This is a genomic window from Pseudaminobacter soli (ex Li et al. 2025) (genome assembly GCF_003012705.1).
Taxonomy (GTDB): Bacteria; Pseudomonadota; Alphaproteobacteria; order Rhizobiales; family Rhizobiaceae; genus Pseudaminobacter; species Pseudaminobacter soli.
Map to the genome: position 1 here is coordinate 47,630 of NZ_PXYL01000007.1, position 12,088 is coordinate 59,717.

The 12,088-nt window shown below is 64.5% G+C and carries 14 protein-coding genes; 12 read left to right on the forward strand and 2 right to left on the reverse strand.

Annotated elements, in window-relative coordinates; genetic code table 11:
- Positions 1–114: 114 nt before the first annotated feature.
- The 7 genes from C7I85_RS15105 to C7I85_RS15135 are packed head-to-tail and all read left to right on the forward strand — an operon-like array spanning position 115 to position 6,423.
- Positions 115–615, forward strand: a complete 501-nt coding sequence (locus C7I85_RS15105) for a flavin reductase (RefSeq protein WP_106724832.1) — start codon at positions 115–117, stop codon at positions 613–615.
- Positions 616–631: 16 nt separating this feature from the next.
- Positions 632–1,558 carry an AAA family ATPase gene (locus C7I85_RS15110; RefSeq protein WP_106724833.1) on the forward strand — a complete coding sequence of 309 codons (927 nt, stop codon included), beginning with the start codon at positions 632–634 and terminating at the stop codon, positions 1,556–1,558.
- A gap of 5 nt (positions 1,559–1,563) precedes the next feature.
- Positions 1,564–2,811 carry a vWA domain-containing protein gene (locus C7I85_RS15115; RefSeq protein ID WP_106724834.1) on the forward strand — a complete coding sequence of 416 codons (1,248 nt, stop codon included), beginning with the start codon at positions 1,564–1,566 and terminating at the stop codon, positions 2,809–2,811.
- 43 nt (positions 2,812–2,854) lie between these two features.
- Complete coding sequence (locus tag C7I85_RS15120) at positions 2,855–3,193, forward strand: XdhC family protein (RefSeq protein WP_106724835.1); 339 nt, start codon at positions 2,855–2,857, stop codon at positions 3,191–3,193.
- Positions 3,194–3,195: 2 nt separating this feature from the next.
- On the forward strand, positions 3,196–3,906 hold the full coding sequence (locus C7I85_RS15125) for an XdhC family protein (protein ID WP_106724836.1): 711 nt from the start codon (positions 3,196–3,198) through the stop codon (positions 3,904–3,906).
- Positions 3,903–5,516, forward strand: a complete 1,614-nt coding sequence (locus C7I85_RS15130) for an NTP transferase domain-containing protein (protein WP_106724837.1) — start codon at positions 3,903–3,905, stop codon at positions 5,514–5,516. The genes C7I85_RS15125 and C7I85_RS15130 overlap by 4 nt, the downstream gene beginning before the upstream one ends.
- Positions 5,517–5,571: 55 nt before the next feature.
- Positions 5,572–6,423 carry an alpha/beta hydrolase gene (locus tag C7I85_RS15135; RefSeq protein WP_106725088.1) on the forward strand — a complete coding sequence of 284 codons (852 nt, stop codon included), beginning with the start codon at positions 5,572–5,574 and terminating at the stop codon, positions 6,421–6,423.
- A 9-nt stretch (positions 6,424–6,432) separates the two neighbouring features.
- On the opposite strand, the gene C7I85_RS15140 is transcribed toward C7I85_RS15135, so the two are convergent.
- On the reverse strand, positions 6,433–7,479 hold the full coding sequence (locus C7I85_RS15140) for a DUF1176 domain-containing protein (RefSeq protein ID WP_106724838.1): 1,047 nt from the start codon (positions 7,477–7,479) through the stop codon (positions 6,433–6,435).
- Between the two features lie 195 nt (positions 7,480–7,674).
- On the opposite strand from C7I85_RS15140, the gene C7I85_RS15145 reads away from it, so the two are divergent.
- The 5 genes from C7I85_RS15145 (at position 7,675) to C7I85_RS15165 (ending at position 11,728) form a co-directional block, all read left to right on the forward strand.
- A complete protein-coding gene (locus tag C7I85_RS15145; protein WP_106725089.1) occupies positions 7,675–8,163 on the forward strand; it encodes a hypothetical protein in 489 nt (162 codons plus the stop codon).
- 96 nt (positions 8,164–8,259) lie between these two features.
- On the forward strand, positions 8,260–9,312 hold the full coding sequence (locus C7I85_RS15150) for an aldo/keto reductase (RefSeq protein WP_106724839.1): 1,053 nt from the start codon (positions 8,260–8,262) through the stop codon (positions 9,310–9,312).
- Between the two features lie 141 nt (positions 9,313–9,453).
- Positions 9,454–9,996 carry a formaldehyde-activating enzyme gene (fae, locus tag C7I85_RS15155; RefSeq protein ID WP_106724840.1) on the forward strand — a complete coding sequence of 181 codons (543 nt, stop codon included), beginning with the start codon at positions 9,454–9,456 and terminating at the stop codon, positions 9,994–9,996.
- Between the two features lie 193 nt (positions 9,997–10,189).
- A complete protein-coding gene (locus tag C7I85_RS15160) occupies positions 10,190–11,092 on the forward strand; it encodes a DMT family transporter (protein WP_106725090.1) in 903 nt (300 codons plus the stop codon).
- Positions 11,093–11,206: 114 nt separating this feature from the next.
- Positions 11,207–11,728, forward strand: a complete 522-nt coding sequence (locus C7I85_RS15165; protein WP_146148885.1) for a hypothetical protein — start codon at positions 11,207–11,209, stop codon at positions 11,726–11,728.
- 1 nt (position 11,729) lies between these two features.
- On the opposite strand, the gene C7I85_RS15170 is transcribed toward C7I85_RS15165, so the two are convergent.
- On the reverse strand, positions 11,730–12,086 hold the full coding sequence (locus tag C7I85_RS15170) for a bleomycin resistance protein (protein WP_106724842.1): 357 nt from the start codon (positions 12,084–12,086) through the stop codon (positions 11,730–11,732).
- Positions 12,087–12,088: the final 2 nt, after the last annotated feature.

A 12,088-nucleotide genomic window follows, 5' to 3' on the forward strand; every position in this document is an offset into this window, starting at 1 on the left:
TTTCCGCAACACGCTAATTTCCTTGGCGTTACGGCTGGCCCAAGCCGCCTTGCTTGTGACGCGGTAATAGCGGGCATATATAGCGGGCAACTGACAATCGCGGGAATCTCTCTGGTGTTGAAGAAATATGATGTCGAGCCGCAGGCCTATCGCGACGCGATGGCGCATTTCGCCGGTGCCGTGCATGTTGTGACGACCGACGGCAAGGCCGGGCGGCGCGGCGCAACCGTTATCGCGGCCTGTTCGGTTTCCGACACCCCTCCGATGATCCTGGTGTGCCTCAACCGCGAGAATCCCAACAACGATCTCTTCATCAAGAACGGCAATTTCGCGCTCAACACGCTGGCCGCGCATCACCAGGAACTGGCGGCGGCTTTTTCCGGCATCACCCGTCTGCCGACCGAGGAGCGCTTTGCGCTTGGCGAGTGGGAGACGATTGCCAGCGGCGCGCCGACGCTGACCGACGCGCTCGCCGTGTTCGACTGCGAACTGATCGACACCAAGGACCTCGCCACCCATCGTGTGCTTTTTGGCAAGGTGACAGGCCTTCGGGTGAGCAATAACTTCAAGCCGCTGATCTATCACGATCGCGGCTACCACGTACTCGGCCGGTGAGGCCCACGGAGACGCAATGACCGAAACGGCACGACCGGTACCCGGCTCCATCGACGAAACGCTGGAGATGCTGACAGGGGCCGATTACGTTGCCGACCGGTCGCTGGCGACGGTGCTATTCCTGAGCCTGCGCATGAAGCGCCCGCTTTTCCTCGAAGGCGAGGCGGGCGTGGGCAAGACCGAGATTGCCAAGGTGCTGGCAAGCGGGCTCGGCCGCCGGCTGATCCGCCTGCAATGCTATGAGGGGCTCGACGTTTCCTCCGCCGTCTATGAGTGGAACTACGCCGCCCAGATGATCGAAATCCGCATGGAGGAGGCGACCGGAGACGTCGACCGGCGCGACATGGAGCGCAACGTCTTCTCTGAAAAATACCTGATCCGCCGCCCTGTGCTGGAGGCGCTGACGGGCAAGGCAGGTGCGGCCCCCATCTTCCTGATCGACGAGCTCGACCGCACCGACGAAGCCTTTGAGGCTTACCTCCTCGAAATCCTGTCCGATTTCCAGGTGACGGTGCCCGAACTCGGCACGATCAAGGCCGAAGAGCCGCCGATCGTCATCATCACCTCCAACCGCACGCGCGAAATCCACGACGCGCTGAAGCGTCGCTGCCTCTATCACTGGGTCGACTATCCGGATGCCGCGCGTGAGCTGGAGATCGTGCGCCGCAAGGTGCCCGACGCCAACCGTCGGCTGTCGACAGAAGTGGTGAATTTCATCCAGAAGCTGCGCGAGATAGAGCTGTTCAAGGCGCCGGGCGTGGCCGAGACCATAGACTGGGCGAGCGCGCTGACCGAACTCGACAAGGTGGCCCTCGATCCCGAGACGGTGTCCGACACGATCGGCGTTCTGCTGAAATACCAGGACGACATCGCGCGCATCCAGCAAGGCGAAGGCCGCCGCATCCTCCAGGAAGTGAAGGCCGAGCTGTCGGCGGCGGAGTAGGGGCCATGGACAAGTTCCAGTCCGCTCCCAAGGTCGCCGTCCCCGATGGGCGCATTGCCGACAACATCGTCTATTTCGCCCGCACGCTGCGCAAGGCGGGCATGCGCGTCGGGCCGTCCTCGGTGAAGGATGCCATCGAGGCGGTGCTGGCCGCCGGTATCGGATCGCGCGAGGATTTTTACTGGACGCTGCATGCGGTGCTGGTCACCCGCTATGAGGACCACGCCACTTTCGACGAGGCGTTCCGCCTGTTCTGGAAGTCGCGCGAGCTGATCGAGAAGATGATCGCCATGTTCTCGCCGGTCGCGCCGGAAAGTCGCGAAAGGCAGAAGCCGCGCGCCGCCGAGAGCCGTGTGGCAGATGCCATGTTCGAGGGGCACCAGAAGAACCAGCCCGTCAGCGAGATGCCTGAAATCGAGATCGACGCGCGATTCACCGTCTCGGGCAACGAGGTGCTGCGCGGCAAGGATTTCGCGCAGATGACAGCAGCCGAGATCAGCGACGCCAAGCGCGCCATCGCCGGGCTGCAGCTGCCGTTCGATACGGTGCGCACGCGGCGCCACCAACCGGACACGCGCGGCCGTGCCGATCCGCGCGCCATGATGCGCTCAGCCGCCCGCACCGGCGGAGAGCTAATCCTGCCGAAATTCCGTTCGCCCCGCGAAATCAGCCCGCCCATCGTGGTTCTGGCCGATATTTCCGGCTCGATGAGCCAGTACACGCGCATTTTCCTGCATTTCCTGCACGCGCTGACCGAGAAGCGGCGGCATGTGCACACTTTTGTCTTCGGCACGCGGCTAACCAACCTGACCCGCCAGATGCGCCATCGCGACCCCGACGCGGCGCTGGCCGACTGCTCGGCGGCGGTGAAGGACTGGTCCGGCGGCACGCGCATTGGGGACGCGCTGCACGAGTTCAACCGGCTGTGGTCGCGCCGGGTGCTGGGGCAGGGCGCTGTCGTACTGCTCATCACCGACGGGCTGGAGCGCGATGACGTGGCCGGTCTTTCGGAGGAGATGGCGCGGCTGCACCGCTCCTGCCGGCGGCTGATCTGGCTGAATCCCTTGCTGCGCTTCGAGGGTTTTGAGGCGCGGGCGCGCGGGGTGCGGGCGATGCTGCCGCATGTGGATGAATTCCGCGCGGTCCACAACCTCGATGCACTTGCCGATCTCTGCGCGTCGCTGGACCGGCGGACGACCGCGGATGTCGATCCGCGCCGCTGGTTGGGGATTGGCAGACCTCAGGCGGCGTGACCATATTACCTACGGTCCTGTCCCGGCTTATGGAGGAGCCGTCATGGAGAACGCAGCACATCTGGATGAAAGCCGAGACCCGCTGCTCATCGCCGAAGAGTGGATGAAGAGCGGCAGGGATGTCGCGATTGCCACCGTGGTCGAGACGTGGGGCTCTGCGCCGCGCCCGACCGGCAGTTGCCTGGTGATCGACTCGGACGGCAATTTCCAGGGCTCGGTTTCCGGAGGTTGCGTCGAAGGCGCGGTGATCGCCGAGGCCGCCGACGTGATCGAGAGCGGCAAGCCCAGAATGCTCGAATTCGGCGTGGCCGACGAGACCGCTTGGCGCGTGGGACTTTCCTGCGGCGGCCGCATCCGCGTTTATGTCGAACGGCTGGGCTGATCATGGATCCGTATCAACTCAAGAAGCTGAACGCCGAACGCCGCGCCCGCCGGGCAGCCGTGCTGGTGACCGATCTCGGCGACGGCCGCGACCGCCTCGTATGCGAAGGCGACGCGGTGGCGGGCGAACTGGGCACAGCCATCGCCGAAGCCTTCCGCACCGGCGCCTCGGGCGTGGTGGAGGCGGAAGGCCGCAGCTTCTTCCTCAACGCGCATCTGCCGCAGCCGCGGCTGGTGGTGATCGGTGCGGTGCATATCAGCCAGGCGCTGGCGCCGATGGCGCAGGTGGCCGGCTATCCGCTGGAGATCATCGACCCGCGCACGGCCTTTGCTACGCCGGAGCGCTTTCCTGACGTGGCGCTTCATGCCGAATGGCCGGAAGATGCGCTGAAAGTTCATCCGCTCGACAGTTACACCGCGCTGGCAGCGCTGACGCATGATCCCAAGATCGACGATTTCGCGCTGAAGGCGGCGCTTGAAGCCGGCTGCTTCTATGTCGGCGCGCTGGGCAGCCGGAAAACCCACGCCAAGCGGGTGGAGCGCCTGATGGCGATGGGCGTGCCGGCAGAGCGGATCGACACGATATTCTCGCCGATCGGCATAGACATCGGCGCGGCCAGCCCGGCCGAAATCGCTGTCGCGGTCCTGGCCCAGGTGATCCGCGCGTTCCGGTCGCGCGACACGGCACGACAGCCGAAGGGGCAGGCGGCGTGAGGTTCGGAACCGTCAGCATCGAACAAGCCGAAGGCGCGGTGCTGGCGCACTCGCTGAGTGCTGGCGAGCGGCGGTTTCGCAAGGCGCATCTGCTGAACGCCGACGATATTGCATTCCTCAAGGCGGCCGGCATCCGCGAAGTGGTCGTTGCGCGGCTCGATCCGGGCGATCTCAGCGAAGACAAGGCGGCCGAGCGCATCGCGCGGGCACTTCTGGTGCTCAATGTCGAGGTGAAGGCGGCGGCGACCGGCCGCGTCAACCTCCACGCCGAAATGGCCGGAGTGTTCACTGTCGACAAGGGGTTGGTCGACGCCATCAATGCCGTCGATCCGGCGATCACGCTGGCCACCGTGCCCGACTACGCCGAGGTGCAGGCCGGGCAGATGGTCGCCACGGTGAAGATCATCCCCTTTGCCGTGGCAGGCGAACTGGTGGAGCAGGTGGTGGCGCTGTGCGCAGGGCGCGAGGCCTTTGGCATAAAACCGTTCCGCGCGCTACGCGTGGGCATGATCCAGACGGTCCTGCCCGGCATCAAGGACAGCGTTCTCGACAAGACCTCCGCGATCACGGTCGAGCGCCTGGCGCGCTCGCAAAGCGAGATCACCGAGGAGCGGCGCACGCCGCATGAGGCAGCACCAGTGGCCGACGCGGTTGAGGCGCTGGTGCGCGATAACGACATGGTTCTGGTGTTCGGCGCCTCGGCCATGTGCGATTTCGAGGACGTCATCCCGGCGGCCATCGCCAAGGCTGGCGGGCGGGTCATCCGCGCCGGCATGCCTGTCGATCCGGGCAATCTGCTGGTGATCGGCGAGATTGGCGGCAAGCCGGTGATCGGCGCTCCCGGCTGTGCCCGCAGCCCGAAGGAAAACGGTTTTGATTGGGTTCTGGACCGCGTCATCGCGGGCCTCCCCGTCTCGGCAATGGACATTGCCGGCATGGGGGTGGGCGGCCTTCTGATGGAAATCCCGACACGGCCGCAGCCGCGCGAGGCGCGCGAAAGGCCGGTTTCCGCGAAAGTGGGCATCGTGGTGCTGGCCGCCGGGCGCTCCAGCCGCATGGGCGGGCCCAACAAGCTGATGGCGCTGTTCGGCGACCGGCCGCTCATCCGGCTGACTGTGGAGCGTGCGCTGGCAAGCCATGCGGCGAACACAGTCGTCGTCACCGGGCATCAGGCCGAAAGGATCGAGGACGCGCTTTCAGGGCTCGACGTGAAATTCGTGCGCAACCCCGATTTCGCGACCGGGCTTGCCTCCTCACTCAAGACGGGGATAGCGGCGCTGCCGCCTGATGTCGCGGGCGCGCTGATCGTGCTCGGCGACATGCCGGGCATTGTCGCTGCGGATCTCGACCGCATGATTGGGGCGTTCAAGTCGGGTGGCGGGCGGCCGGTGGTGCGTGCCACCCATGAAGGCCGCCGCGGCAACCCGGTTCTCCTGCCGCGCTCGCTTTTTCCTGCCGTTGCGAGCTTGCAGGGCGACACCGGCGCAAGGCATATCGTGGAGGCCGAGGGGGCCAATGCCATCGATGTCGAGATCGGCGTGGGCGCAGCCATTGACGTCGATACGCGCGATGCGCTGGAAAGCGCCGGCGGCGTGCTGCAGGAAAGGTGAGCGGGGACGCATGACATTTCTGGTTCGGTGGCGCAGCGCCGGTGCTGCAGGGCTGATGGCGCTTGCGATGCCCTCGCTTGTATTGGCCGACGGGCTGACGCTGGCACCCTTCAAGGACGATCTCTTCGCCTATCCCGGCGTGCTCTCGAGCGGCGATGGCGGCGCCTATACGGTGGTCGACTATCGCGAGATGCGTGACATCAACGCGCGCGACGAAATCCCCGAACGGCGCGTGCGCGGACAGTATATTTCAACCAGCGTGCGCAGCGTGCAGCAGGATCTGGTCCTCAAGACTGATAGCGGCGACGTGCGGCACTTCGCGGTGGGCAAGCAGCAGGGCGCGAAGATGATCGTCATCTACCTGCACGGGCAGGGCGGCAGCCGCAAGCAGGGCGTCGACGACTTCACCTTCGGCGGTAATTTCAACCGGGTTAAGAACCTGATGGCCGAAAATGGCGGCCTCTATCTCTCGCCTGATTTTCCCGACTTCGGCGACAAGGGTGCGGCGCAGATCGCCGCGTTGATTTCGCACTATGCCCAGCAATCGCCCGGCGCGTCGGTCTTCGTTGCCTGCGGCTCGATGGGCGGGGCGCTGTGCTGGAAGCTCGCCGCCGACAAGACTGTCGCGCCGCGCCTGTCCGGCCTGCTGCTGCTCGGATCGCTATGGGACGAGGACTTTTTCGCCAGCGCCGCCTTCAAGCGAAAGGTGCCGGTGTTCTTCGGGCAGGGCAGCCACGACATCGTCTTCCCGGTCGAGAAGCAGGAGGCGTTTTTCCGCTCGATCTCGGCCAAGTCGCCCGGCTATCCGACGCGCTTCGTGCGCTTCGAGACCGGCACGCACGGCACGCCGATCCGCATGACCGACTGGCGCGGCGTGCTGAACTGGATGCTGTCGCTCAAGCGCTGACCTGAGAGATCAGGGCGCGGAGTTGTAGTCCAGAATGGTCTCGGGATTGACGATGCCGTCATAGGTGGCGTCGACGTCGTATTGCACGAGGCTGAAATCGCCGTTGCGGAACAGCCAGGTGCCGTTCGACGAGGCGTCGCCCTTGGCCCGCCACTTGCCGTTGGAGGTGATGGTGTGGGCTTGCGGATCATAGGTCGAGTTGATCAGCGCGTTCTCGTCGCGGAAGCCGATGATGTTGATCGCCTCGACCTTGCCCTCGCTATTGTTGTGCTCGTAGTGGATGTCGAGCTCCGGCGTGGCGAAGTGCAGCTCGCGCACGCCGCGCGCCTCGTCGGCCAGGTAGTAGACATGGATTTGGTTGTAGGCGCCCGAGGTGCAGAAGAAGCGGATCAGCCGCGCCTTGCGCTCGGGGCCGGCCGCGCCTTCGTTCCCGTCGTGATAGGTGATCGTATAGTCTTCCGGCTTGGTGGCGTCGTCGGGCTGTCCCGGCGCCAGCGAATTGCACTGCGCCGTGTGGGTCGCCGCGAATGCGGTCTTGGCCTCCTCAAGCACCTTGTCCTTGGGGGCCGGGGGCGGAACGTCGCCGCAGCTTGCCGGCAGCGACTCCTCCAAGGACTTGTCGCTGGGCTTCAACTCGCCCTTTTCGATGTGCAGCCCCACGAAAGGCGGCTCGGCCTGGATCTGCGGATTGGAAAGCCGCGCCGTGTAGCAGCCGGCAAAGATCTTCTGGCTGCCGTCCTTGCCATGCGCGAGGATGGATATGGGGATGTAGTAGATCGTGCTGCCGGCAGCACCCTCCGAGCTTGGCTCGCCCACCAGCGCGCGCACTTCCTCGGTGTCCTTGAAGCCGTCGACGAACTGCTCGAAGTTCTCCGTCGGCTTGGCCTCGCCGAAATAGCTCCAGGCGCGCGTGTATTCGTGCCGGTCGACCGCGTTGTAGAACGAGCGCACCAGCGCGGCCGCGTCGGAGCGGTCGTCCAGATAAGGCGGCTCGGCTGCGAGCACGTGGGTGCAGGCCAAGGTCGAGGCGGTGGCGGCAAGCAGAAGTCGTTTCATCAGGCGAATCTCTCCGGGCCGCTAGTATCTCAAAGGGATTGCGGCAGGGTCGTGACGTTCAAGTGCTACCAAAGCGCACTGGCGCCCAAACACTTGGCAAGTAAATTTCTTTTGCTGTCGCCAAGCCATTTTTAACGAGCGCTGGATAGTGTCCGAGCCAGGGCCGATCGTGGGATGACGGCGCAGGAGAGTATCGTGGGGACCAACACCGATCGCGATTTTGCTTCGTTGCTCGACGACCTCTTCGTCGCACGTGCGATGGCTGAGGATTCACCGCCCAAGCCCTCGATTCCATTCGATTATCTGGCCGTCGCCGACGAGCTCTATTCGGGGCGTATCAAGGTAGCGGCGGAAGCCGTCGCCTCCGAGTACCGCGAGGCGAGCGAAAATTTTGAGGCCGGATTCGCGGCTCTGCTGGCCAGCCTCGACGAACTGGTGGTCGAACGGGTGGAACCGCAGGAAGATTTGCCGTCGGTCGATCCCGAGGCCATTGCCCGTGAGCTCAATCTGACCGCCGTGAAGGCCAGCGCCGACTTCAGCCGGCTGCGCAGGACATTCGCCTTCCACAATCATCCCGACCGCGTGGCGCCGCATCTGCGCCAGCGCGCCATGGTGCGCATGCAGGTAGCCAACATGCTGATTGACGACGCCAAGCGCCGGGCAGCCAAGGCGAGCAAGCGCTAGGCGATCCCACTCTGGAGTGCCGGCCGATCATCGGCTATGCATGCGCGTCCTTCCCGCGCGCATACGCGCCAGCCTGACATTCCGGAGACTTTTTTCATGGAAAAGCGCCGCATAGGTCGCACCGACCTTTCCGTCTCGAAAATCTGCCTCGGCACCATGACATGGGGCCAGCAGAACACCGAGGCGGAAGGCCACGCCCAGATGGACCTCGCCTTTGAGCGCGGCGTCAATTTCCTCGATACCGCCGAGCTCTATTCCATTCCGCCCAAGCCCGAGACGCAAGGGTTCACCGAAACCTATATCGGCAACTGGATGAAGGCGCGTGGCAACCGCGACCGCGTCGTGCTGGCCTCCAAGGTGGTCGGCCGCACGGCGAACGAGTGGTTCAGGGGCGGGCGTCCGTCAAAGTTGGTGCGCGCCGATATCCTCGATGCCATCGACAAGTCGCTGGCACGCCTGCAGACCGACTACATCGACCTCTACCAGATCCACTTCCCTGACCGGCTGATCACCTGGGGCGCGAACCCCACGCGTATCGGTACCGAGCCGGCCAAGCGCGCCGAGGACGAGACGCCAATTGCCGAGACGCTTGCCGTTTTCGAGGAACTGGTGAAGGCAGGAAAAATCCGCCATCTCGGCCTTTCCAATGAAAGCTCCTGGGGCGTGATGCGCTTCGTCGCCGAAAGCGATCGCGGCGTCGGCCCGCGCGTCGCCTCGGTGCAGAACGCCTACAACCTCGTCAACCGCACCTTCGAGGTGAACCTGGCCGAGACCTGCGAGCGCGAGGATGTTTCGCTGCTGGCCTATTCGCCGCTGGCGCAGGGCTACCTGACCGGCAAATACGACCACGGCGCCCGGCCGGAAGGCGCGCGCACCACGCTGTTCGATCGCGGCCAGCGCTACGAGACGCCTTATGCGGCCGAAGCCCTGCTCGCCTACAACGAGTTGGCGCGCTCCTTCGACATGGAGCCGGCGCTGTTTGCCAATGCCTACGTCACCAGCCGCTGGTTCGTGACCTCGAACATCATCGGCGCGACCTCGCTACCTCAGCTCGAAATGGCGCTCGCTTCGGCCGAGGTGAGATGGACTGAGGAAATGCAGAAGGCGGTCGACGACATCCACCAGCGCGTCGGCAATCCCTGCCCCTAGTACTTGGAATGAGCATCGGATTAAAACCGGTCCCCACTTTTCGGTCCGATGCTCTAACCGGCACCGCAAGTCGCTTTGGCAACTGGACCCGGCCGAACGAATCGCTAAGCTCCGCCCGAAAACGAGGAAAGGGATTCCGCAATGACTGACATCTGGTTTCGCACGGGCGAGGCGACGGTTCTGGCCGCCGAGGGGCAGGCAACGGACGCCATGCCCGAGGTTCTGATCGGCTCGGTGAAGGGCCCCGTGGGCCAGGCCTTCGCCTCGATGATGGGGCAGGCCAAGGGCCACACGCGCATGTTCGTGGTGCGCGACCTCAACCAGCTCGTGCGCCCGGCCACGATGATGACCACCAAGGTCACCATCAAGAACATGGCCTATGCGGAACTGCTCGGCGGCGTCGTGCAGGCGGCCACCGGCGACGCCATCGTCGACTGCCTTGCCGAGGGCATCCTGCCCAAGGACGAGGCCGACGAGCTGTGCATGATCATCATGATCTGGCTCGATCCGCGCTGCGCCGAGGACGAGAACCTCGACAAGAAGGATCTCTACCGCACCAACTACGAGGCGACCAAGATCGCCATCTCGCGCGCCATGACCGGCAAGCCGACGGTGGACGAGCTGATCGCCAACCGCAAGACGGTGAAGCACTACGCGCTGGACGGCGTGATCGACTACGAGTGATCTTTCTCGGCGTTTTGTCGCCCGAGACTTCCGAAGACGCCGCCCAAAGCGGCGTCTTCTTTCATTCGGGAGGCAGGTCGAAAGGCTCTGGCCCCCCGCTTTGCCGGTCTTGGCTATGCGCATGTCCGGAGCACGGCGCTATGTAGGCGCCAGGCGGCCTTCGGCCTGCACGCATTTCCAACAGAGTTCGCATATGACCACCGCAACGACAGTAACGAGCGCCACTTCGGCGTCGCAGCGCCTTGCCTTGACGGCGCTGATCCTGGGCGCCGCAACAATCGGCTGCTCGCCCATTTTCGTGCGGCTGTCGGAAGTGGGCTCGCTGACCACGGCCTTCTGGCGCGTGGCGCTGGCCATGATACCGCTGCTGCTCTGGTCGGGGGCGACCTCGGGCCGCGAGCAGGAGCAAAGGCGCCCTGTGGGCCTCAAGGACCGGCTGGCGCTGGTCGTGCCGGGCTTCATGCTGGCGGGCGACCTGGCCGCCTGGCACATCTCGCTTCACATGACGTCTGTGGCCAATGCGACGCTGCTCGCCAATATGGCGCCCATATTCGTGACGCTCGCCAGCTGGCTTCTGTTCCGGACCCGCATCAGCGGGACCTTCATGACCGGGCTGGCTCTCGCGCTCGTCGGCGTGGTGGTCCTGAAGGGCGGACCTGGCGCATTCTCGGGCGGCAACATGGCGGGCGACGTCGTCGCGATCGTGGCGGCCATGTTCTATGCGGGCTACATGCTCTCGCTGGCGCGGATTCGCAGCCAGTTCTCCACCCTGACTGCCATGCTCTGGACTACCGGTTCGGCCGCGGTCTTCATTCTGCCGATGGCGCTGGTCTTCGAGACCGGCTTTTGGCCGCAGACGCTGTTTGCCTGGGCGATGCTGCTGGGGCTGGCCTGGATGACGCATGCGAGCGGGCAGGGGCTGATCATCTATGCGCTGGCATGGCTTCCGCCGGCCTTCTCGTCGCTTACCTTGCTGATCCAGCCTGTGATGGCTGCGATCCTGGCCTGGATGATCCTGGGCGAACCCATCGGACCTATGCAGGCGATCGGCGGGGCGGTGGTGCTGGCGGGCATTTTCGTCGCGCGCCGAGGGTAGCCGACTGGCAAGTTGCCAATTGTGATAACCGAACTTTGATTAGCCGAACGTTGCGTTAGCTGGCGAAACGAATAGACAGGATTTCGTTCGAAATTCCGTCGAAAAGCCATGCCGATGAACCATCGTATACTGTTCGGTTCCTATCCGATCCCGCGCTTTGCCAATGTAGCAAACCACAACTTCCTTGTCTGGACGGACGAGGAGGGCAGGCCGCTGTTCGAAATCAATGGCGGGGCGAGCAATCCTGACGGTACATTCAACTATGCGGCGGCCTTCAGCCGGCTGACGGCGGTGCAGACGGATTATGCGCGGCGCGACCCGCGGCTCTATCCGGAATTCTATGTGCGACCCACCTCGCGCACTGTGACGCTTTTCGAAGCGGGTTATCGCGAGGTTGCGGCGAGATGGCGGGCAGGGGTGGAGATGGCCGAGCGCATCGCGGCTGCGGGCCTGCGCTATTCGTTTCTGACGCAGAACAGCAATTCGGTGGCCAGCACGGTGGCGCGGAGTATGGAGCTTTCCGTGCCGTCCGCCGCACTGGGCATTCTGCGGGCACCGGGCGGCCGGAGGCGGCTGAGGCCGGTCGACATTCATGGATCGCGCCACGCCCGTTCCATGAATGCCCATATGTCCTGACCTACACCTCTTCCGGCGCGCAGCCGAAACGAAGCAGGTTTCCGTGTGGGTCGTGGATATAAAACTCTTTCATGTTCCACGGCCGCACGGTGAAGGGGCTTAGCTTTTCGACGCCGCGTTCCGAAAACTCGGCGTGGAGTGACGGCACCTCGCCGCCGCGGATGTAGCAGGACGACACTGGCGGCAGCGCCAGGTCCGGCGTGCACCAGAAATGGATCTCCATCTCGCCCCGGCGGACGATCAGGTAGTCGTCCATCTCCGGCTGGACGACCGCAAAACAGAGCTCATCGCGATAGAAGTCGCGGCTCGCCTTGATGTCGGGCGAGGGCAGGACTGGAATGGTGCGGGCATAATCCATTG

What these genes read in the sequence shown, in the direction of transcription:
- C7I85_RS15110 (WP_106724833.1), top strand. Translation starts at nt 632, where the DNA reads ATGACCGAAACGGCACGACCGGTACCCGGCTCCATCGACGAAACGCTG.
- C7I85_RS15115 (WP_106724834.1), top strand. Translation starts at nt 1,564, where the DNA reads ATGGACAAGTTCCAGTCCGCTCCCAAGGTCGCCGTCCCCGATGGGCGC.
- C7I85_RS15120 (WP_106724835.1), top strand. Translation starts at nt 2,855, where the DNA reads ATGGAGAACGCAGCACATCTGGATGAAAGCCGAGACCCGCTGCTCATC.
- C7I85_RS15125 (WP_106724836.1), top strand. Translation starts at nt 3,196, where the DNA reads ATGGATCCGTATCAACTCAAGAAGCTGAACGCCGAACGCCGCGCCCGC.
- C7I85_RS15135 (WP_106725088.1), top strand. Translation starts at nt 5,572, where the DNA reads ATGGCGCTTGCGATGCCCTCGCTTGTATTGGCCGACGGGCTGACGCTG.
- C7I85_RS15140 (WP_106724838.1), bottom strand. Translation starts at nt 7,479, where the DNA reads ATGAAACGACTTCTGCTTGCCGCCACCGCCTCGACCTTGGCCTGCACC.
- C7I85_RS15150 (WP_106724839.1), top strand. Translation starts at nt 8,260, where the DNA reads ATGGAAAAGCGCCGCATAGGTCGCACCGACCTTTCCGTCTCGAAAATC.
- fae (WP_106724840.1), top strand. Translation starts at nt 9,454, where the DNA reads ATGACTGACATCTGGTTTCGCACGGGCGAGGCGACGGTTCTGGCCGCC.
- C7I85_RS15160 (WP_106725090.1), top strand. Translation starts at nt 10,190, where the DNA reads ATGACCACCGCAACGACAGTAACGAGCGCCACTTCGGCGTCGCAGCGC.
- C7I85_RS15165 (WP_146148885.1), top strand. Translation starts at nt 11,207, where the DNA reads ATGAACCATCGTATACTGTTCGGTTCCTATCCGATCCCGCGCTTTGCC.
- C7I85_RS15170 (WP_106724842.1), bottom strand. Translation starts at nt 12,086, where the DNA reads ATGGATTATGCCCGCACCATTCCAGTCCTGCCCTCGCCCGACATCAAG.